Raw genomic sequence first — 22,415 nt, forward strand, 5'->3', positions numbered from 1 at the left:
ATTAAGTAATCAATTTTGATAAGTAATTTGAGTTATATATTTAAAAACTATACTTCTCCTTTTGCCACTCAACATTTTTTGCAATAACTTGCATATTTTTATGCACTAGGAGGAAATATATATGAACAACGGTACAGTAAAATGGTTTAACGCAGACAAAGGTTTTGGATTTATTACAGGTGAAGATGGCAATGATGTATTTGCACATTTTTCAGCTATTCAATCAGATGGATTTAAAACTTTAGACGAAGGCCAAGCAGTAACTTTTGATACTGAAGAAGGTCCACGCGGCTTACAAGCAACGAACATCGTAAAAGCTTAATAATGAATGAAAACGGACCACGTGTTGGTCCGTTTTTTTGATAGCTGTTGTCTGATCTCGCCATTAATTACATAGCAAAACAAAGCAGAGGCCATTTAAAGGAGGAGAATCTGAAGACGACCTTAACTGAGCTGTTACTTGTAAGTGGATTATTTTGGCTAGTAATCATAATTGGTATGATTGCTGGTAGCATATTTCTAATTAAGTATTTTAGAGGTCGGAGCTGAACAGTTCTGTTCCCGCCAATTATCAGGTTTTAAGCCTGGGACAAAAATCCAAAGTGATTTTTGCCCTAGGTTCTTTATTTAATTAGGGTATTAAGTTTTAGGTAAAATAATTAACAAATTAAAAGCAATTTACTATATAATCAGAAAGGGATCTTTAAGAGAGAAGCAGGTGTTTGCTTGTCGTAATACTTTGTTTAGCAGATAGAAAAAGGAAACGTTATGCGTTACAATAGGAACGGAGGAATTTTAACCTTATTGGATTTGTAGCTGAAGCAGAACAAATGTTGTCGCGTTAAGTGCGATTGAGCTTGCCACAAGCAACATTTGAAAAAAATACGGATAGAAAAATCATTCCTAAACAAGAAAAAAACACTCTTTAGATGAATAAAGAGTGTCCAGAAACGTTGATAAATCAACATATTTAAATAACGCGCCCTGAGGGAATCGAACCCCCGTCTCAAGAACCGGAATCTTACGTGATATCCACTACACTAAGGGCGCGGCACGAATACTAGTTTAGCTGATATTGACAAAAATTACAAGAGGGAGGACGAAAATAATGAAATTTGAGCAACGAATGTCCCAACAACAAAAACAAGTCCAGAAGTTGGCCATGACTCAACAGCTTCAACAATCCATTCAAATTTTACAATTTAATACGGAAGAACTCGCTGCCTTTGTTGAAGCGAAAGCACTAGAGAATCCATTAATTGATTTACAAGTAGACACGCAGTACACCACAGATTTTCCGATAACTAGTCGTTCTTACACCAACCAAGACGAAGAAAATAATTATATGAATCAAATTCCAGACTATCATTTATCATTATTTGAGTCTTTAATTGATCAAATTCATTTGAATTACCGCGATACATACTTGCGAACATTGGTTTTGTTTTTAGTAGAATATATAGATGTGAATGGTTATTTAACGATTTCGTTAGAAGAAGCGGCAGAGAAAACCGAAGCAAGCGCCATTCAAATGCTAGATGCATTAACTTTGTTACAACAGCTAGATCCAGCAGGTGTGGGGGCACGCAATTTACAAGAATGTTTGATGCTACAAACAGAACGAGACGATACCGCGCCTAATTTAGCGTATATTTTATTGGAGGAAGAGTTTGATGCCTTAGTGAGTCGTAAATGGGGCCCGTTAGCTAAAAAATTTGGGATTGAATTAGCAGAAATTCAATTGATTTTTGATTATATACAAACGTTATCGCCAGCGCCAGGGAATATTTTTGATGCGACCGAGGAATTGTATATTCGACCAGATTTAACTGTCCGAATCAAGGAAGATCGAATAGTGGTGATTTCCAACAAAGCTGGTCGACCGACATTAAATTTTCAAGAAAATTATTTCAAACGAATGCAAGAGACTGACGACAAAGAAGTCCAAGAATATATTAAGGATAAGAAAAACGAATTTGAATGGTTAGAGCGCGCAGTGAATCAGCGGGGGGATACAATTTTACGTGTAGGGCAAGAAATTGTGCGCCGTCAAGAAGCCTTCTTTTTAGAAGCAGATCGGCCATTAAAACCAATGACTTTAAAAGAAATTGCGGATGCTTTGTCTATTCATGAATCGACAGTTAGTCGTGCGGTCAATGGAAAATATCTAGAAACCACGTTTGGCGTCTTTGAATTGCGCTCATTCTTCTCAACAAGTATTCTTTCATCAGAAGAAGATGGCGAGGATGTCTCAACAACGATGGTTAAAAAGCAACTACAAAAATTAATTGATGAAGAAGTAAAAAGTAAACCGTTATCTGATCAAAAATTAGTCGAGCGATTAAAAGATTCAGGCATGGAAATATCCCGGCGAACGGTGGCAAAATATCGTGAAGCCCTAGGGATTCCATCTTCATCTAAACGAAAACGATATGAGTAAACAACCAAAGCTTATGAGTGATTTTCATAAGCTTTGGTTGTTTTTTTGTGATTTAAAAAATGTTGGTTTTTTGAATTGTAAAAAAAGCCTAAAGGAGGCAAAGTTTGCTTGCCATTTCCTAGGAAAAAACGTATATTAAAGTTACTTGCTTCTTTAAATAAAGGAAAAGAATAATTTTATAGAAAAGTTGGAAAGCACAAATGAATCAGACAGCAAATAGCAAGAAAAAACGCTATATTACAGGTTTTGATGGCATTCGGACGATCGCTGTAATTGGCGTGATTTTGTATCACCTTTTTCCCCAAGTCATGCGAGGTGGCTACTTAGGTGTTCCGATTTTCTTTGTTGTTTCAGGTTATCTTATTAACGACTTGTTGCGGCAAGAATGGGCAGAAAATCAGACCATTGATTTAAAAGGATTTTATGTGCGAAGGATGAAACGGCTGTATCCAGCATTAATTGTGATGCTTTTAAGTGCAGTTAGTTATATTACACTCTTTCAGCAGGATTTATTAAACAATATTCGCAGCGTTGTCGCTAGTAGTATTTTTTATTACAACAACTGGTGGCAAATTTTTAAAGGGTTTTCTTATTTTGATGGATTTGCGACACAATCGCCATTTGTACATATTTGGTCATTGGCAGTTGAAGCGCAAAATTATTTAATTTGGCCATTACTTTTTATTCTTCTGGAACGCTTTGTTCGTAAGCGCGGTCGAATTTTCAGCTTAGTTTTAATCGGCGCTTTAATTTCGGTGACGCTGATGGCCGTTTTATATGTTCCTGGCGCAGATCCTACACGTGTCTATTATGGAACAGACACACGTGTTTTTTCTATTTTACTAGGTAGTGCATTGGCGTATGTTTGGCCAAGCACACGTTTGAAAGAAGAAATTCCAGAAGCCTCTAAAAAAATCTTAAATGGCGCTGGTTTAAGTGCCTTAATTCTTTTAGTATTAGCCTTTTTAACATTATCAGATCATACAAATTTTGTTTATTACGGCGGCATGTTTTTAATTAGTTTGGCAGCCACCGTTTTAGTGGCCGTCACTGCACATCCAGGGGCAGATATGAATCGTTGGTTAACGAATCCAGTCTTTACGTGGATAGGTAAACGGAGTTATGGCATTTACTTGTATCAATTCCCCATCATGATTTTTTATGAGGCCAAAATTAAGACCTTATCGGACCATGTTTTTCTACATTCATTGGTTGAAATAGCATTAATTTTAGTCGTGAGCGAATTGTCTTATCGTTTTATCGAACATCCACTGACACGATTGTCTTATAAGGATGTCTGGACTCAATTCACTGAGTTCTTACGGAAACCGTGGGACCTTCGTGAAAAAGGGACAATGGCCTTTATGACAGTGATTAGCGTGATTGCAGTATTCGGTTTAATTGTGGCTCCAGCAAACGCTAAAAGTGCGCAACAAGAGCAACTAGAAAAAAATATTGCGAAAAATCAGCAAAAAATTGAAGAACGTAAAAAAGAAGTCCAAGAAAGTGGCACGAAAAATAGTAGCACGTCCACAGAAAGTAGTACAAAACCGAGTGAAAGCCAAGACGTTCTACCCACACAACTCACACCAGAGCAAGTAAAAAAAGCGCAGAATTTAGAAATCACAACTATTGGTGATTCTGTTATTCTAGATGGTGCTAGCGGGTTACAAGATATTTTCCCTAAAATGATTATCGATGGGGAAGTGGGCCGTCAATTGTATAGTAGCATTTCACTAATTGGTGAACTAGACAAAAAGAAAATGCTTAAAGATACTGTTTTAGTGAGTTTAGGTACGAATGGTCCTTTTACAGAGGCACAATTTGATGAATTTATGAAAGCGTTAGGTAATCGAAAAGTTTATTGGATTAATGTTCGCGTCCCAACTAGAAGATGGCAAAATCAAGTGAATAGTTTACTTAGTCAAATGGACAAAAAATACGATAACTTAACGGTCATTGACTGGTTTAATTATAGTAACGCCCATGATGATTGGTTTTATGATGACCGAGTTCATCCAAATGTGACAGGTGGCGAGCAATATACACACTTTATCGCGGAGAAAATTTTACAGTAGCAAGAAACTTCCAGCTCAGATGAAAGGGGCTGGAAGTTTTTTGTTATAGGAAAAGTAAATATAGGTAATTTAATGATTTTCTTGAAAACCTAAGCTTTTTTTTTAGATATCTGGTATACTGTTTTTGTTACAAGTTCCCGAAAGGATTTAGCAAGTAATTGTCGTTACTTACTAAAGATGCCTTGTAACCGAAACTATTTAGGGGGAATAACATTATGACAGAAAGACATTTATTTACATCAGAATCCGTTTCAGAAGGACATCCAGATAAGGTAGCTGACCAAGTCAGTGATGCAATTTTAGATGCGATTTTGGAGAAAGATCCGATGGCCCGCGTGGCATGTGAAACATCCGTAACAACTGGTTTAGTCCTAGTATTTGGAGAAATTTCTACAACAGCTTATGTAGATATCCAAAAAATTGTTCGTCAAACTGTGAAAGATATTGGTTATACACGAGCAAAATATGGATTTGATGGAGAGACTGTCGCAGTTCTTGTAGCAATCGATGAGCAATCACCTGATATCGCTCAAGGGGTTGACGCAGCCTTAGAAGTGCGTGATCAAGATGAAAAAGACGATATTGGCGCTGGTGACCAAGGCTTAATGTTTGGTTTTGCCGTTGACGAAACACCAGAATTAATGCCATTACCGATCGCGTTAAGCCATCGTTTGGTTCGCCGTTTAGCAGAATTGCGGAAGGAAAAAGTCTTACCTTACTTACGTCCTGATGCAAAATCTCAAGTAACAGTGGAATATGATGATCAAGGTCAACCACAACGTGTGGATACGATCGTCATCAGTACACAACATGATGATGAAACAACCTTAGAACAAATCGAAAAAGACATTAAAGAACAAGTAATCAATGAGGTGATTCCTCATGAACTTTTAGATGATGAAACAAAATACTTTATCAACCCAACTGGTCGCTTTGTAATCGGTGGCCCTCAAGGAGATGCCGGCTTAACTGGTCGTAAAATTATCGTTGATACTTATGGCGGTTATGCTCGTCATGGCGGCGGTGCTTTTTCTGGAAAAGATGCAACCAAAGTTGACCGCTCTGCTAGTTATGCTGCGCGTTATATCGCGAAAAACATTGTTGCTGCTGGTTTGGCGAAAAAAGTAGAAGTCCAATTAGCTTATGCAATTGGTGTGGCGCAACCAGTGTCTATTTCTATTAATACGTTTGGTACGAGTGATCTTCCAGAAAGTAAATTAATCGAAGCAGTTCGTAAAAACTTTGATTTACGTCCAGCAGGTATTATTGAAATGCTAGATTTACGTCGCCCAATTTATAAACAAACTGCGGCTTATGGTCATTTTGGTCGAACAGATATTGATTTACCGTGGGAACAAACAGATAAAGTTGAAGCGTTAAAAGCTAGTTTAGCTGAATAATTAAATAAAAAAAACAAGAAGTCAGCCAATACTTGGCTGACTTCTTGTTTTTTTTTTGTAATAATTTTTTTATGAAAAAGCATTTTTTTAAGACATTTTGTTCTTTTTTGTATAGAATAGCTATGGAGCAATTTAGAAAATTGACAATTGAATAGAAAAGGATGTGAACAAATGGCAAAAGAAACAAATGTTAAGTTAGTCACGGTGAGTGTTTTTGTGGCAACATTTATGACAGCCATTGAAGGGACCATTGTGTCTACTGCGATGCCAACGATTGTCGGCTCGTTACATGGCATGGAAATTATGAACTGGGTATTTTCAATTTATTTATTAACGAATGCGATGTTAACACCGATTTATGGGAAACTTGCGGATAAAATTGGTCGTAAACCTGTCTTCATGATTGGCATTATCATTTTTATTTTGGGCTCCTCGTTGTGTGGCTTTGCTCAAGATATGTTGACTTTAATTATTGCCCGAGCAATTCAAGGTGTGGGGGCAGGCGCAATTTTACCAGTTGCATTAACGATTATTGCCGATATGTATACATTGGACAAGCGAGCGAAAATTTTAGGTTTAAACAGTGCCGCCTGGGGAATTGCTAGTATTTTTGGTCCGTTAGCAGGTGGTTTTATTGTAGATACAGTCGGTTGGCATTGGATTTTCTTCATTAATGTTCCTATTGGACTTGTTTTATTGGGCTTGATTAGTATTTTCTTAGTTGAACCAAAGCGGGAACGGACCAAGATGCCAATGGATATTTTGGGCAGCGTTACTTTGATGGCCGTGCTGCTAACGTTATTGCTAGGTTTTCAAATGATTAGCGATAATGGTTTTACATTAGTAACATTTGGTTGTTTGAGTTTGAGTGTGCTCTTTTTTGTAGCGTTTGTGATGATAGAAAAACGCGCGCAAGACCCAGTGATTGATTTGCATTTATTTAATCAACCAACGTTTGTTTTAGTAAATCTTATTGCAGCGCTTATTAGCGGTTTCTTAATGGGGATTGATGTCTACATTCCGATGTGGATGCAAGGTGTCTTAGGAAAAAGTGCAGGAATTGGTGGCTTAGTTTTAGCGCCTATGTCGTTACTTTGGATGGCTGGATCATTTATAGCAAGTAGCTTTATGGAAAAATATGCTATGAAAAAAGTCTTAACGATTGGGTTATCGATTCTATTAGTCGGGGCCATCTTTTTAGTGGTAATGCCAATGGCCGTTCCGTTTTGGCTTTTCTTTGTAGTGTCTTCTGTCTTAGGAGTTGGTTTTGGGATTACTATCACAACGACTACGGTGACAGCACAAAGTACAGTGGAGCCTGAAAAAATGGGGGTTGCAACATCGTTTAATACGTTGGTGCGTACAATTGGGCAGACTGTGATGGTGTCAATTTTTGGTGTGATTTTAAATGCAGGAATGTTTGCGAAATTGGAAGCGAGCGCGTTAAACGTCGATGCAGATGTCATGAATCAATTAGTGAATCCACATACTGCAAATTTAATTCCAGCTGCGTTGTTAAAACCATTACGCGGTATCCTCTATGCAGGTCTGCATAATGTTTACTTAGTCGGTGCGGGCTTAGTTGTTGTCGCTCTTTTATTAAATATTTTCGCAAAAGCGCAACGAGCGAAGGTTTAGTGGTACACTAATAGAAAGAGTATTGGAGGGAAAAGTAGATGGCCTTTTTACAAGCAAATATTTATTCAAATGTATTGGAAATGGAAGTGAATGTGAACGTAATTTTACCACAAGAAACGGTAAAAAAAGTGGGCACAAGTACCCAAGCAGCATTAACAGATATTCCCGTGTTGTATTTATTACATGGGATGGGAGGCAATCACAGCGTCTGGGCTCGCAGAACCTCTATTGAGCGGTATGTCGCTGATTTGGGGATTGCTGTCATTATGCCGTCCACGGATTTAGCTTGGTATACGGACACGCAATACGATATGAACTATTGGACGTTTATCTCAGAAGAATTACCGAAAATTTGTCATCAACTCTTTCCGCAGTTAAGTACAAAACGAGAAAAAACCTTTGCCGCTGGTTTGTCAATGGGTGGTTATGGCGCCTTGAAATTAGGATTAGCGAAACCAGAATCTTTTGCAGCCGTTGCTTCTTTGTCTGGGGCAGTCAGTTTATCATCCACTAGTTTTGGGGAATTATTAAAAGTCCGTAAGCGAAGCTATTGGGAAGGTATTTTTGGCCCGTTAGATCAAATTGAAGGTTCCATTCACGATCCGCTGTATTTATTACAACAATTAGTAGAAAGCCAAACAGAAATGCCCCAATTTTACCTTTGTTGTGGGGAACAAGATATGTTACTTTCTGCTAATCAACAGATGGCTCAAGCGTTGGAACAGGCACAGGCAAGTTACACTTTTGAAACTGGACCAGGAGAACATGACTGGGTGTTCTGGGATGAATGGATTCAAAAAGCCTTGGCTTGGCTACCAATACCAAAATAGAGAAAGTAGTTTTCGCTATTTATTTTAAAAGTTAACCCTTGGTCCGTCAGTCGAAATGACTGACGGACCAAGGGCTTTTTTTATTTAGATGAAGATGTGTTGTCTGCTTGCAACCCATCTAAGTAGGTTTTAACGGCTTGAATAAAGGCGGATTTTTGGTGGATGGAGTGTCGAAATTGAATGCTTTCCTCCATGTACGTTAACTCATTGTCGGAGACATATTGTTTCATGTGCAGCACTTGTTCTTTTAAATAGTCATCTCCGTTCAATACTTGCGAAACGAGCTGTTTTTCCTCCGTTGCGTCCATAATCATCCCAAATAAAAGATGTTGTAAAGACGTTACTGCTAAATGAGTCATTTCTGGTGAAAAACCTGCTTCTCTTAAAATGCCCATCATTTGATTCAAATGGCGTAATCGTTGGGGATAGGCAGGGACGGTTTGGATTTCGATAGCTACGGCACAGGGAAATTGTTGATAGAGATCATAATAGTTTTCCATGAAGGCTAGTAAGTCAGAATACCATTCACCACATAATGCAGGTTCTTGAAAGTGCTCTTCAATCGCTTCAGCCATACTTTGAAGTAAGGCTTGCTTATTTTTAAAATACCAATAAATTGCGGGCGCCTGTACACCAAGCTGTTTGGCGACTTTACGCATAGAAAGTTGTTCTAAAGTGGGACTTTTTTCTAACAAAGAAAATGCGGCTGCAATAATCGTGTCTTTTGATAATTTCGGTTCCATGATTTTAGCTCCTATTAAACGTTATCTTCGTAAGTTTATCAAAAAGAAGGTACACTTTATGATAGGAAAAACTTGTGAAAAATTAACTTGTTCGCTTGTATTTTACCACTAAAAATGGTAAATTATGAATCGGCCTTATTTTACAGTGTTAAATTGGTGAAGTCAATGAGCAAATTGATTTTTTTGTAATGGGGAAGAATTCGCAGACCAACACTGAAGAAGCAGGGAACTATTTTAAGAAAGTAGGGATAAGATGGACCTTATTATTCAACACGCCAAAAAATACAAAGGCTCGGTAGTTATTGCCTTGTTGGCGGTGATCGTAATGGTTGTCTCAGCACTTTGGCAACCAAAATTGTTACAACAAGTGTTGGAAGCAATTATGAATGACGATAGCGACAAAATGAAAAACTTAGGGATTCAATTAATTGCCATTGCAGGATTAGGACTCGTTGCAGGGGTTATTAATACAATTTTTTCTGCCAAAGTTGCCCAAGGTGTCAGTGCTGACATTCGTGAAGCAACTTTCCGCAAAATCCAAACCTTTTCATTTGGCAATATCGAAAAATTTTCAGCAGGTAACTTAGTTGTTCGTTTAACAAATGACGTTACTCAAATTCAAAATGTCATTATGATTGCGTTGCAGACACTTTTTAGAATTCCTTTTTTATTTATCGGGAGTTTTATTTTAGCGATGCTAACCTTGCCACAACTATGGTGGGTGATTGTTGCACTTGTCATCGCAGTTATTTTGATTTCTATGCTGTCCTTTTCGCAAATGGGCAAGCATTTCATGATTATTCAAAACTTGATTGATAAGATTAATGGTATTGCAAAAGAAAATTTGTTAGGCATTCGTGTCGTCAAATCATTTGTTCAAGAAAAAAATCAATTGTCACGTTTTACAAAAGTGAGTGAAGAATTAACCACCCATAACTTAATCGTAGGTAGCTTATTTGCTGTGATGATTCCAGCGTTTATGTTGGTGGCGAACTTAGCTGTTGTAGGCTCAATTTTCTTTGTGAGTAACTTAGTCAAGGACGATCCAACTTTAATCGGTGGTGTCGCTTCCTTTATGAACTATTTAATGCAAATCATGATGGCGATTATTATCGGCGGAATGATGATGATGATGACTTCTCGTGCCGCTGTTTCCATTAAGCGGATTAAAGAAGTGATGGAAACAGAACCAGATGTTACCTACAAAAAAGTCCCAGAACAAGAGTTAATTGGTAGTGTTGAGTTTGACCACGTATCTTTCCGTTATCCTGGGGATGAAGAAGATACCTTGAAAGACATCTCTTTCTCTATTCAGCCAGGTGAAATGATTGGGATTGTGGGCGCAACTGGTGCTGGTAAATCTACGTTGGCACAATTAATTCCACGTTTGTTTGATCCGACAGAAGGAAAGATTGAAGTTGGTGGTGTCGATTTACGAGAAGTGAACGAACACAGTTTACGAAAAACAGTTTCCTTTGTGTTGCAAAAAGCAATCCTGTTCTCTGGAACGATTGCGCAAAATCTACGCCATGGTAAACGTGACGCTTCTGAAGCGGACATGGAACGGGCTTCAGGCATCGCCCAAGCCAAGGAATTTATTGAAAAATTGGCAGAAGGTTATGATGCACCCGTCGAAGAACGAAGTAATAACTTTTCTGGTGGACAAAAACAACGGTTATCAATTACTAGAGGTGTGATTGGTGAGCCTAAAATTTTGCTTTTAGATGATAGCACCAGCGCGTTGGATGCTCGTTCGGAGCGGTTAGTCCGAGAAGCGTTGGATAAAGAGTTAAAAGAGACTACCACGATCGTTATTGCCCAAAAAATTTCTTCTGTTGTCCATGCAGATCGTATTTTAGTATTGGATAATGGACGTTTAGTCGGGGAAGGCACGCATGAAGAATTAGCAGCTACGAACCCCGTGTATCAAGAAATTTATGAAACTCAAAAAGGAAAGGAGGAAGCTTAATGACTGATTTAATAAAAGCTAGTAAATTTTTCTATCATTATTTAAAACGTTACAAAGTTTCTTTCCTCTTTATTTTCTTAGCAATTTTCGCAGCGACTTATTTACAAGTCAAAGCGCCGCAATTCGTTGGGGAAGCTATTCAGGAATTAGCGAAATATGCGGTTAATGTGATGCAAGGAAAAGACGATAAAAGTGCGTTCGTTTCTGTCATTTGGAAACTGCTCATTTTTTATGTCTTAACTAGTGCCGCTAGTTTCATTTACAGTATTCTCTTTACACAAGTCGTGGGGAAATCGACAAACCGCATGCGGATTGGTTTGTTTAATAAATTAGAAAAATTGACGATTCGTTTCTTTGATTCTCATCAAGATGGTGAAATTTTAAGTCGTTTTACTAGTGACTTAGACAACATCCAAAACAGTTTAAACCAAGCGTTGCTACAAGTATTAACCAATATTGCCTTATTGGTTGGTGTCTTAATCATGATGTTCCGTCAAAATGTGGAACTGGCATGGGCCACAATTGCTTCTACGCCGATTGCGATTTTAATTGCGGTCTTTGTGATTAGCAAGGCGCGCAAATATGTCGATTTACAGCAAGATGAAGTGGGTAAATTAAATGGCTATATGGATGAAAAAATTAGTGGGCAACGTGTGATTATCACTAATGGCTTACAAGAAGAAACCATTGACGGCTTTTTAGAGCAAAATGAAAAAGTTCGTGCAGCTACGTATAAAGGTCAAGTGTATTCAGGATTACTTTTCCCAATGATGCAAGGAATGTCATTAGTCAATACGGCAATTGTTATTTTCTTTGGTGGTTGGTTAGCAATCAATGGTTCTGTTGATCGTGCCGCTGCGCTAGGTTTGGTCGTTATGTTTGTCCAATATTCCCAACAATATTATCAACCATTGATGCAAATTTCTTCAGGTTATAGCATGATTCAATTAGCTGTTACAGGCGCTCGTCGTTTAAATGAGATGTTTGATGAACCAGATGAAATTCGTCCCGAAAATGGCGAAAAATTAGAAGAGATTAACAAAGCTGTGGCTTTAAATCATGTTGTTTTTGGCTATAATCCAGAAACGCCTGTGTTGAAAGATGTTTCTATTCATGTGGACAAAGGTGAAATGGTCGCTTTAGTCGGACCGACAGGCTCAGGAAAAACAACGATTATGAATTTAATGAATCGCTTTTATGATGTGAATGAAGGCGCCGTAACGTTTGATGGTGTGGACATTCGTGAAATGGATTTAGATAGCTTGCGTTCACATGTAGGCATTGTTTTGCAAGAGTCCGTTCTATTTTCAGGAACAATTCGTGAGAATATTGCTTTTGGTAAGCCAGAGGCCACGGATGAAGAAATTGTTCAAGCAGCGAAACAAGCGAATATCCATGAATTTATTGTAAATCTTGAGCAAGGCTACGATACTGAGATTACGGAAGAGAATAACCTTTTCAGTACGGGACAAAAGCAATTAGTAAGTATTGCACGAACGATTATTACCAATCCAGAATTATTAATTTTGGATGAAGCAACAAGTAATGTTGATACAGTAACAGAAGCCAAAATCCAAAAAGCGATGGACGAAGCAATTAAAGGGCGCACCAGTTTTGTGATTGCCCATCGTTTGAAAACGATTCTAAATGCGGATCGGATTATTGTTTTACGAGACGGTGAAGTCATTGAAGAAGGCAACCACCATGAACTAGTTGAACAAGATGGATTCTATGCGGAACTTTATAAAAATCAATTTGTTTTTGAATAAGTTGAAAAAGAAGCAAAATGAGTCATTCTCATTTGCTTCTTTTTTTGCTATGCTAAATAGAAAAATGAGGAATGTACGGCAATTACGGCGCACGTTTTTGGTGCTAAATACTTTATTTGTACTGAGTGTATTCAGAGAGAATCGATGGACAAAATCGGCACTACTTTTTTGGTTGTTGGCTAATAGTTTTTTATATGGACTGCAGTGGTTGATTTATCTTGGGGGCGAAAAAGGCTGGCTGATACATTTGCAACGGTGGTATTATTGCGCGATTCTTCTCCAAATAGTAGGCACATTGATTGTATATTTTTCGTTTTTTGTATAAAGGTCTCTCGTTTCTTGCCGGAGAATATGCTAAAATAAAAAGCAGCAGGGGGCGAGAAAACCATGGAAAAGCCAAATAAACGCAAAGCTGATTTAGAACGTACACGGCAAATTATTTTGTCTGTCGCTTCTGAATTATTCATGACAAAGGGGTTCAAAAATACCTCCACTCGTGAAATTGCTTTAAAAGCGAACATTACCCAACCGAATCTCTATCACCATTTTAAAAATAAAAAAGAACTGTATTTAGCTGTGATTGAAGAATTAACGTCCCGTGTTCAGGAAGAATTAGTCCCAATTGTTTCTGGAAATGCATCAGTAGAAGAAAAACTTTATCAATTAATCAAAGTTTTGTTAGATGAACATCCGACCAATCTTTTCTTAATGTTGAACGATATGTTTCAAGAAATGGGCCCTGATTACAATCGTACGCTGTATCAAATTTTCAAAAAAACCTATATCAATAATATTGCGGCTATTTTTGAAAGTGAACCTGAAACCAATTGCTTACAAGAGGGCATCAGTGTAGATGATGCAACTCGGTTTATTTTATATAACGTTAGTGCATTATTAAGTATTGAAAAAACGTACCAGCGAAAAACAGTGGATGACGATGTCAAAAAATTCATTCAATTTATGCTACATGGCGTTCTGAAAAGTCACAAATAAAAAATAGAGAAGCCCTGTTGGAAAACAGACTTCTCTATTTTTTTGTAAAATTCACTTATCAATTGATAAATAATTATTGATTTATCGATTGATAAGTGATATAGTTTATTTCGAAAAGAAGAAAGAGGTGAACCATTCATGTTTTTAGGATTTAATGAAATGAAGTATTCAAAAGGACGGTACGTCCTTGTAGTCTTAGTAATGGTCTTGATTGCTTGGTTAATTTTTATTTTGTCAGGTTTAGCGAACGGTTTAGCTCAAGGAAATCGTTTAGCCGTAGATCAATGGCAAGCGAATCAAGTGGTTTTATCAAAAGAGGCCAATAGTAATTTAAATGTATCAGTGTTAGATGAAAACGTGAAAGATACGATTTCAGGAGGCAAAATTGCACCGATTGGTCAACAGTCGTTAGCCATCCGCCCAGCAGATGATAAAAAGGCTGAATTAACGAATGTTAGCTTATTTGGGATTGAAAAAGAAAGTTTTTTAATGCCAAAAGTGATTGAAGGAAACGCATTTACTGATAAAAATCAAGTGATTGCTTCAGAAACATTGAAAAATCAAGGATTTAAAATTGGCGACAAATTAACTGCAGGGAAATATGATGAGCAATTAGAAATTGTCGGCTTTATTTCTAAAAGTAGCTATAACATTGTGCCAGTTATTTACACTTCTCTGGATACTTGGCGGTCAATTAAATATGGTGACAATCCAGCAATGGCCAAAATGGTTAATGGTTTCATTGTTCGCAGCAAGGACAACGCGGAAGTTAAAACGACTAATAAAGACAGCCAAGTTCTTTCAATTTCAGATTTTATTGAAAAACTGCCAGGATACAGCGCTCAAAACTTGACCTTGGATGGCATGATTTATTTCTTGATTGTGATTGCAGCGTTCATTATCGGTATTTTTATCTTTGTGATGACTTTACAGAAAACAGCAATGTTCGGTGTCTTAAAAGTTCAAGGGGTGCCGACTAGTTTCTTAGCAAAGGCAGTCATGCTACAAACCGCTTTATTGGCTGTTCTAGGAGTGGCGATTGGTCTTGCTTTAACGGGAATTACCGTGCTCTTTTTACCAGAAGCGATGCCTTATGCAACTAATGGACCACGCATGATTTTGTTTAGTGTACTATTGATTTTATCTGCATTAATTGGCGGGGCATTTTCAATTCGAACGATTGCTAAAATTGATCCGTTAATCGCGATTGGAGGTTAGAGACATGGCAAATGTTTTAGAAATGAAAAATATTTATAAAAAATACGGTGAAAAACATACAGAAGTGATCGCGTTAAAAGAATTATCTTTTGCGGTTCAACCAGGTGAATTTGTCGCAGTAATTGGTCCTTCTGGTTCTGGTAAAAGTACCTTTTTAACGATTGCAGCTGGTTTACAGGCACCGACAAGTGGCGAAGTCATTGTTGGCGGGCAATCACTAAATAAGTTAACGAAAAAGCAACGTTTGGCGCAACGTTTTCAAAAAATCGGCTTTATTTTACAAAGCTCTAATTTGGTGCCATTTTTAACAGTGGAAGATCAATTTCACTTAATTGAAAAAGTTGATAAGTCACGTAAAAATAGTGAATTAAAAGAGCAATTGTTAGAGACGTTGGGTTTAAAAGAATTACGAAATAGTTATCCTCGTGATCTCTCTGGTGGGGAAAGACAACGGGTAGCCATTGCGTGTGCATTGTATCATGAGCCAGACGTAATTTTGGCAGATGAACCAACGGCTAGTTTAGATACAGAAAAGGCATTTGATGTTGTCCAATTACTAGCGAAAGAGGCCAAAGAGAAAGATAAAGGGATTATCATGGTGACACATGATGAGCGTTTGTTGAAATACTGTGATCGAGTGGTTCGTATTCGTGATGGTGAATTGACGGAGTAACAAAACAAATAAAAGAGAACATGATCGGATTGCTGGAGACAATCCGACCATGTTCTCTTATTTCTTTTCAATACAGAAAAGAACAGGTGGCTGATTTTTTTGATTGATAAACTCATAACGTAAGACACTGTAAACATCTTGTGGTAAGGCTTGCGTGTAATTCGTGACCAAATCAAGTTCCTCTGAACCACCTTCGTGGCCATAATAAACGACTAAAATAATGCGACTTCCTTTTACCAAATGAGGCAGTAACCCATCTAACGCCTGTTTAGTCGTAGCGGGTTTTGTAATAATTTCCTTATTACTTTTAGGTAAATAGCCTAAGTTAAAAATAGCGGCAGTGATTTCTGTTTCTTCATCTAGGACAGCATGAAGATGTTCATGTCCTAATGGAAATAACGTAGTTTGTGGGAGTAAATTAAGTTCTGTTAACTTTTGTTCTGTATTGATTAACGCTTCTTTTTGGATATCAAAGGCGAAAACTTCACCAGAAGGGCCAACCAGCTCTGCTAAGAATGCTGTATCATGACCATTTCCCATTGTTGCATCAATGACGAAGTCGCCAGGTTCCACCACTTCTTTTAAAAGTTGGTGACTAAAATGTAGGGCTGTTTGTAGCATTAATTGAAAACTTCCTTTCCTGAAATGACAGTATATTTTCCTTGATAACTGTTGCGGCGTTTCATTTCCGCATCAATCGCATTGAGAACTTCCCATTTTTTCAAGCTCCACATCGGTCCGATAATTGTTTCAAAGGGGGCATCGCCTGTTAAGCGATGAATAACAATTTCGGGTGGAATCATTTCTAACTGATCACAAATCACTGAAACATAGGCTTCTTTGCTCATCAATTGTAAGCGTCCTTCATTATAATCCCGCATCATTTTGGTATTTGTCATTAAATGAAGTAAGTGCAGTTTAATCCCTTGGATATCTGAATCCTGAATAGTTCGCCGCACATTTTCGCGCATCATGGCAGGTGTTTCCCCAGGTAGCCCGTTAATTAAATGTGTACAGACCCGAATCCCGTGTTTCCGTAATTTAGCCACACCATCTAGATATGTTTGATAATCATGAGCGCGATTAATGGCAGCGCTAGTTTCCTCAAACGTGGTTTGCAAACCCAACTCTACCCATAAATAAAAGCGTTCATTTAATTCGGCTAAATAGTTCACTACCTCATCAGGCAAACAATCAGGACGGGTACCAATGGATAAACCAACGACACCTTTTTCATTGACTACTTGTTCAAACCGATGACGAATAACGTCAACAGGCGCATGTGTATTGGTGAAATTTTGGAAGTAAACAATGTATTGATCGACAGTTGGCCATTTTTGATGCATCAATTGGATTTCTTTTTGAAATTGAAGCGGCAGGGGATCGCTAGGTGCAACAATCATGTCGCCTGAGCCAGAAACACTACAGAACGTACAACCACCTTTGGCAACCGTCCCATCACGATTGGGGCAATCAAAGCCACCATCAATTGGCACTTTAAAAATCTTTTCACCAAACTGTTGACGAAGTGCATAGTTCCAAGTGTGATAGCGTTTATTTGGATCATCTGAATAAGGAAAAATTTGCATAATCAAGACTTCTTTCTAGCGTTGTTTGCTTTGAAATCGCCAAACAAAGCGTTTTTCTAAATAAATAGGGTAACTTAATAACAACCAAGCTAAACCAAGACAAAAACCACCTAAGATATCGCTAGGGAAATGGACACCTAAATAGATTCGACTAACCCCAATCATGAAAATCCCAATACCTAGTAAAATTTGCACACAAAGGCGGACCGTTTTATTTTTAATGAAAATTGGCAGAATCAATAAAATAGTGCCGTAGAACAAGGTACTTCCTACAGCATGTCCGCTAGGAAAACTATACGTATGTTCAGTTACTAAATGCTCCAAAGTAGGACGTTGGCGCATAAAGAATAATTTTAATAAAGAATTACCTACGCCAGCAATTAAGGCAGTATTAATAAAGAGCCATAATGCTTCAGCATAATATTTCCAAACAATAAACAGAGCAATGACAACGATTGCTAAGATGATAATCGTCAATGAATTGGCAAATTTGGTGTACCAAATAAAAAAGTTATTTAGCTGTGGAAAAGGACGACGAACAAAAGAAGTAATCGTTTGATCAAAGCCTTTGAGCCAGGTTGGATAAAAACGAACAACATAGCCTAAAAACATAAATACTAAAAGAAAACAACTACCTGCAAATTGATAATAAAGTTTGTTTTTCATAAAAAATCCTTTCAAAAATTAATCGCAACAATCCGTATTATACCATCAAAAGGGTAAAAAATTAAAAGATAATTTCATTGCCTGATTTGGAGGGGATACAGATATTAAAAAAGTTCTGGCAGCACAATCTCTCATTGTGGTGCTAGAACTTTTTTAAATGGCGCATGTTTATTGATTATCATCATCAGGAGTATCAACGGTAATATCGCCGAATTCGCTAGAAAGGTTAAACTCTGTATCCGCACGACCATTCTTATAAGATGTTCGCTCTTTGTTTAAAAGTTGAACATCGCCTAATTTTGATTCCCCTTTGATTGAAATGTTACGCAAAATTTCTCCAGAATTTACATAAATATCTCCATGGACAAGAGCGACAGTTAATTTTTTAGGCACAGCAGGCATGTCTAAAGAAAAATCACCATTTTCACTTGAAAAGTTAGCTTCTCCTTTGAAATCATAGACGCTAATATCGCCATCTGTCGTTGTTGCTTGGATGTTTCCGCGAGCATTTTGCACTCGAATATCACCAGAAATAGTAGTATTTTTGATTTCATCGAAATAGGCTGAATCCAACGTTATATCGCCGTCAGTGGTTTCAACTGTTGCTTTTTTAGCGGAAGTATCCGCTGAAAGGTAGATACCATCTGAAGAGTTAAGCGTCATTTTTTTGGCTTTAACACCCGATAGACTAACATAAGAATTTGGTAGATTAGTTGTTAATTCGTCTACGTTAAAAGCATTCAATGAAACTGGTGAATGGGTTGAGCCATCAATTACTAACTTTTTCACATTATTAGGAATCTGGACACTCACGTTCGGTGTGAAGTCACTAAAAATACCAATATTAAAGAATGACAATTCGGGTTGGTTTTGTGTACGAGTGGTATTGATGGTTGCTGTTATTTTATTTTTTTCTTCTTTGACATCTAAGGTGCCTTCAGCTTTTGAATAAAAGGCATTATTCGGTGATCGTAATCCCATTTTGTTACTATCAGTTTTATAAATGGTATAAGGGCCTTTGCCTTTTAAGGATAAGTGAAGTTCTTCGCCTGCTTGTTTATTTTTTAGTGTATAACTTTCTTTTAATGGCGTGACTGATTTTTCCGCTTGTTTGTAAAAATAGACGGCGCCAGATCCACCAATTAGCATCGCTAAGACAGCAATGGATAAGAGAATCCCTGTTGTTTTTTTCATTAGATATCACCTCGTAAAACAGCAATGTTCCATTGGAAATAACGCTTAAAGACATGTGCTGAAAATTTTAAAATTGGTAGAAACAGTAACCAACCAATGATTGATGCACCAAATAAAAAGAGACTCATAGATAATTGGAAAAAGGAAGCGGCATTTGCCTGGGTAATAACACTATAAATACCATAAATTGGTGAAAATAAAGTTGCAGCTCCGGCAATGCCACAACCGACGTACATTAAGGCAATCCCTAAAATAACCCAAAACATGAAGAAAAAATTTAAACAGAAAATACCAAGCACTTGGAAAAATCGGGTTAGTGGCCGATGCTGTGGTCGTTGATAGTATGGAGAATCATTATCATAGTAAAATTCAGATTCTTCTTCATAGGGATGATCATAAGCAGGTGTAGCCGCTGGAATTTCTTGCCAGCCATTATTTTCAATTTTTCGTTCCGTCAATTCAATGCCTTGTTCTTTTAAAATTTCTTCTGCGATAACCCGTGGTTTCCCCAATGATTTTGCCACTTGTTCTTCTGTTTCGCCTTCCGCAACACGAGCATCAAATAACGCCTTGTATTTCGCAAGAATAATAGCTTGATCTTTTGGATTTAACGCTTTTAAATAAATTTTCAGCTCAATAATAAAATGTTCTTTATTCATTCCGCTCCCTCTTTCTACACGATTCATTTCTCATCTTAAACTATAATTTCTTTTTGGGCGAATAACAAGAGGAATTAAAAAAATCAGACTAAGGTAAAGAAGCATCTACAACTAAAGTCGCAGTTTTTTTCCGAGTAGTAACAAGAGAGGAAATCCGTGTTAAAAAACATTACTTCTTTACAATCTAGTTACAGTAATATGAAATTTTGTTGAAGTGTTTTTAATTCGCCAGAAAAAAAGGTATACTTGTTATAATAACAAAACTAAAAAATTACATTTACATATAAGTTAAAAAAGGAAAGTTGGGGACGTATCAATGAAGAAAGAATCAATGTCACGTATCGAAAGAAGGAAAGCACAACAAAGAAAGAAAACGCCAGTACAATGGAAGAAGAGCACTACTTTATTCAGCTCGGCGTTAATTGTTTCATCTGTAGGAACGCCCGTTGCGTTACTACCAGTGACTGCTGAGGCAACAGAAGAGCAGCCAACAAATGCGGAAGTTGCCCAAGCACCTACTACGGAAACTGGCTTAGTAGAGACACCAACAACAGAAACTACGCCAGGAACTACGGAACAACCGACAACGGATTCGTCAACAACGACTGAATCGACAACTGAATCATCAAAAGAAACACCAACAACACCAAGTACCGAGCAACCAACAGCTGATTCAACTACACCTGTGGAATCAGGAACGACTGATTCTTCAGTAGCAGAAATTACGCCAGTAGCTCCTTCAGCAACCGAGTCTGAAGCAGCGCCTGCGGTTACACCCGATGATGAAGTAAAAGTACCAGAAGCTAGAGTAGCTTCTGCGCAAACTTTTTCAGCGTTATCACCGACGCAAAGTCCTTCAGAATTTATTGCCGAGTTAGCTCGTTGTGCACAACCTATTGCGCAAGCCAATGATTTATATGCATCAGTGATGATGGCTCAAGCAATCGTTGAAAGTGGTTGGGGAGCAAGTACGCTATCTAAGGCACCAAACTATAACTTATTTGGGATTAAAGGCAGCTACAATGGACAATCTGTCTATATGGATACATGGGAATATTTAAACGGCAAATGGTTAGTGAAAAAAGAACCTTTCCGTAAATATCCTTCTTACATGGAATCATTCCAAGATAATGCGCACGTGCTAAAAACAACTTCTTTCCAAGCGGGCGTTTACTATTATGCTGGGGCTTGGAAAAGCAATACAAGTTCGTACCGCGATGCAACTGCTTGGTTAACAGGTCGTTATGCGACAGATCCTAGCTACAATGCTAAATTAAATAATGTCATTACCGCATATAACTTAACTCAATATGATACACCATCTTCTGGTGGAAATACTGGGGGCGGAACAGTTAATCCAGGAACAGGCGGCTCAAACAATCAATCAGGAACGAACACGTACTATACTGTAAAATCAGGAGATACCTTGAATAAAATTGCCGCGCAATATGGTGTGAGCGTTGCTAATTTACGCTCATGGAACGGCATCTCTGGCGATTTAATTTTCGTTGGTCAAAAGCTCATCGTGAAAAAAGGTGCTTCAGGTAACACTGGTGGCTCAGGCAACGGTGGTTCTAACAATAATCAATCAGGAACGAATACGTACTATACTGTAAAATCAGGGGATACCTTGAATAAAATTGCCGCCCAATATGGCGTGAGCGTTGCTAATTTACGCTCATGGAACGGCATCTCTGGCGATTTAATTTTCGTTGGTCAAAAACTCATCGTGAAAAAAGGTGCTTCAGGTAACACTGGTGGCTCAAACAACGGTGGCTCTAACAATAATCAATCAGGAACGAATACGTACTACACAATTAAATCAGGCGATACCTTGAACAAAATTGCCGCCCAATATGGCGTGAGTGTTGCTAATTTACGCTCATGGAATGGCATTTCTGGCGATTTAATCTTCGCTGGTCAAAAAATTATTGTGAAAAAAGGTACTTCAGGTAACACCGGCGGCTCAAGCAATGGTGGTTCTAACAATAATCAATCAGGAACGAATACGTACTACACGATTAAATCAGGCGATACCTTGAACAAAATTTCTGCACAATTCGGTGTTAGTGTGGCTAACTTACAAGCCTGGAATAACATCAGCGGTAGTTTGATTTTTGCTGGTCAAAAGATTATCGTGAAAAAAGGCGCCAACTCAGGTTCAACGAATACGAACAAGCCTACGAATAATGGTGGCGGTGCGACAACATCCTACACGATTAAATCAGGTGATACGCTGAATAAAATTTCTGCACAGTTTGGCGTGAGTGTTGCTAATCTACGTTCATGGAACGGGATCAAAGGCGATTTAATTTTTGCTGGTCAAACAATCATCGTGAAAAAAGGCGCTTCTGCAGGTGGCAATGCTTCTTCAACAAATAGTGCATCAGGCAAACGCCATACGGTTAAAAGCGGTGATTCACTTTGGGGCTTATCAATGCAATACGGAATCAGCATCCAAAAAATCAAACAATTAAATGGCTTAAGCGGGGATACAATTTATATTGGTCAAACTTTAAAAGTTGGTTAATTTAAGATTGAAAAAAATAGCTATCT

Annotated in this window: 18 protein-coding genes, 1 tRNA gene and 1 riboswitch; of the genes, 12 read left to right on the forward strand and 7 right to left on the reverse strand. The window is 37.9% G+C overall.

The window, feature by feature from the left end; genetic code table 11:
* Positions 1 to 121 precede the first annotated feature (121 nt).
* Positions 122 to 322: a cold-shock protein gene (locus IGK82_RS02640; protein WP_002355647.1), complete on the forward strand. Its 201-nt coding sequence runs from the start codon at positions 122 to 124 to the stop codon at positions 320 to 322.
* A gap of 656 nt (positions 323 to 978) precedes the next feature.
* On the opposite strand, the gene IGK82_RS02645 is transcribed toward IGK82_RS02640, so the two are convergent.
* Positions 979 to 1,050 (reverse strand) — tRNA-Arg (locus tag IGK82_RS02645).
* Positions 1,051 to 1,108: 58 nt separating this feature from the next.
* Here IGK82_RS02645 and rpoN point away from each other — a divergent pair.
* The 5 genes from rpoN (at position 1,109) to IGK82_RS02670 (ending at position 8,386) form a co-directional block, all read left to right on the forward strand.
* Entirely contained in the window at positions 1,109 to 2,440 is a 1,332-nt protein-coding gene (gene rpoN / locus IGK82_RS02650) for an RNA polymerase factor sigma-54 (RefSeq protein ID WP_002366210.1), read from the forward strand.
* A 200-nt stretch (positions 2,441 to 2,640) separates the two neighbouring features.
* Entirely contained in the window at positions 2,641 to 4,518 is a 1,878-nt protein-coding gene (locus IGK82_RS02655) for an acyltransferase family protein (protein ID WP_002364778.1), read from the forward strand.
* Between the two features lie 122 nt (positions 4,519 to 4,640).
* Positions 4,641 to 4,736: riboswitch (SMK box riboswitch) on the forward strand.
* Entirely contained in the window at positions 4,734 to 5,918 is a 1,185-nt protein-coding gene (metK, locus tag IGK82_RS02660; protein WP_002355656.1) for a methionine adenosyltransferase, read from the forward strand. It overlaps the preceding riboswitch by 3 nt.
* Before the next feature lie 171 nt (positions 5,919 to 6,089).
* Complete coding sequence (locus IGK82_RS02665) at positions 6,090 to 7,556, forward strand: MDR family MFS transporter (RefSeq protein ID WP_002355658.1); 1,467 nt, start codon at positions 6,090 to 6,092, stop codon at positions 7,554 to 7,556.
* Between the two features lie 38 nt (positions 7,557 to 7,594).
* On the forward strand, positions 7,595 to 8,386 hold the full coding sequence (locus IGK82_RS02670; RefSeq protein ID WP_002355660.1) for an alpha/beta hydrolase: 792 nt from the start codon (positions 7,595 to 7,597) through the stop codon (positions 8,384 to 8,386).
* A gap of 80 nt (positions 8,387 to 8,466) precedes the next feature.
* Here IGK82_RS02670 and IGK82_RS02675 read toward each other — a convergent pair whose 3' ends face one another.
* Positions 8,467 to 9,129, reverse strand: coding sequence for a TetR/AcrR family transcriptional regulator (locus IGK82_RS02675; RefSeq protein ID WP_002358755.1), 663 nt, complete (start codon positions 9,127 to 9,129; stop codon positions 8,467 to 8,469).
* A 253-nt stretch (positions 9,130 to 9,382) separates the two neighbouring features.
* Between IGK82_RS02675 and erfC the strand changes: the two genes are divergently transcribed.
* The 5 genes from erfC to IGK82_RS02700 all read left to right on the forward strand — a co-directional run bounded on the left by erfC (position 9,383) and on the right by IGK82_RS02700 (position 15,751).
* Entirely contained in the window at positions 9,383 to 11,098 is a 1,716-nt protein-coding gene (gene erfC, locus IGK82_RS02680) for a multidrug ABC transporter ATP-binding protein/permease ErfC (protein ID WP_430605140.1), read from the forward strand.
* Positions 11,098 to 12,867 (forward strand): multidrug ABC transporter ATP-binding protein/permease ErfD, encoded by a 1,770-nt coding sequence (gene erfD, locus IGK82_RS02685; protein ID WP_002358756.1) that lies wholly within the window; start codon positions 11,098 to 11,100, stop codon positions 12,865 to 12,867. Before erfC ends, erfD begins: the two co-directional genes overlap by 1 nt.
* Before the next feature lie 387 nt (positions 12,868 to 13,254).
* Positions 13,255 to 13,860 carry a TetR/AcrR family transcriptional regulator gene (locus IGK82_RS02690; protein WP_002355664.1) on the forward strand — a complete coding sequence of 202 codons (606 nt, stop codon included), beginning with the start codon at positions 13,255 to 13,257 and terminating at the stop codon, positions 13,858 to 13,860.
* Positions 13,861 to 13,998: 138 nt separating this feature from the next.
* Positions 13,999 to 15,078 carry an ABC transporter permease gene (locus tag IGK82_RS02695; RefSeq protein ID WP_016622242.1) on the forward strand — a complete coding sequence of 360 codons (1,080 nt, stop codon included), beginning with the start codon at positions 13,999 to 14,001 and terminating at the stop codon, positions 15,076 to 15,078.
* 4 nt (positions 15,079 to 15,082) lie between these two features.
* Positions 15,083 to 15,751 carry an ABC transporter ATP-binding protein gene (locus IGK82_RS02700; protein ID WP_002363221.1) on the forward strand — a complete coding sequence of 223 codons (669 nt, stop codon included), beginning with the start codon at positions 15,083 to 15,085 and terminating at the stop codon, positions 15,749 to 15,751.
* Positions 15,752 to 15,808: 57 nt separating this feature from the next.
* On the opposite strand, the gene IGK82_RS02705 is transcribed toward IGK82_RS02700, so the two are convergent.
* From IGK82_RS02705 to IGK82_RS02725, 5 genes are all read right to left on the reverse strand, one after another.
* Positions 15,809 to 16,372, reverse strand: a complete 564-nt coding sequence (locus tag IGK82_RS02705; protein ID WP_002355667.1) for a class I SAM-dependent methyltransferase — start codon at positions 16,370 to 16,372, stop codon at positions 15,809 to 15,811.
* Positions 16,372 to 17,340, reverse strand: a complete 969-nt coding sequence (locus IGK82_RS02710) for a TIGR01212 family radical SAM protein (protein WP_002355668.1) — start codon at positions 17,338 to 17,340, stop codon at positions 16,372 to 16,374. The genes IGK82_RS02705 and IGK82_RS02710 overlap by 1 nt, the downstream gene beginning before the upstream one ends.
* Before the next feature lie 15 nt (positions 17,341 to 17,355).
* Positions 17,356 to 18,006, reverse strand: coding sequence for a phosphatase PAP2 family protein (locus IGK82_RS02715; RefSeq protein ID WP_002355669.1), 651 nt, complete (start codon positions 18,004 to 18,006; stop codon positions 17,356 to 17,358).
* Between the two features lie 168 nt (positions 18,007 to 18,174).
* Positions 18,175 to 19,200, reverse strand: a complete 1,026-nt coding sequence (locus IGK82_RS02720) for a DUF4097 family beta strand repeat-containing protein (RefSeq protein ID WP_016622241.1) — start codon at positions 19,198 to 19,200, stop codon at positions 18,175 to 18,177.
* Positions 19,200 to 19,859: a DUF1700 domain-containing protein gene (locus IGK82_RS02725; RefSeq protein WP_002381265.1), complete on the reverse strand. Its 660-nt coding sequence runs from the start codon at positions 19,857 to 19,859 to the stop codon at positions 19,200 to 19,202. Before IGK82_RS02725 ends, IGK82_RS02720 begins: the two co-directional genes overlap by 1 nt.
* Positions 19,860 to 20,175: 316 nt before the next feature.
* On the opposite strand from IGK82_RS02725, the gene IGK82_RS02730 reads away from it, so the two are divergent.
* A complete protein-coding gene (locus tag IGK82_RS02730) occupies positions 20,176 to 22,389 on the forward strand; it encodes an autolysin (RefSeq protein ID WP_010717777.1) in 2,214 nt (737 codons plus the stop codon).
* The last annotated feature ends 26 nt before the right edge of the window (positions 22,390 to 22,415 follow it).

Source organism: Enterococcus sp. AZ197 (assembly GCF_050556405.1).
Taxonomy (GTDB): Bacteria; Bacillota; Bacilli; order Lactobacillales; family Enterococcaceae; genus Enterococcus; species Enterococcus faecalis.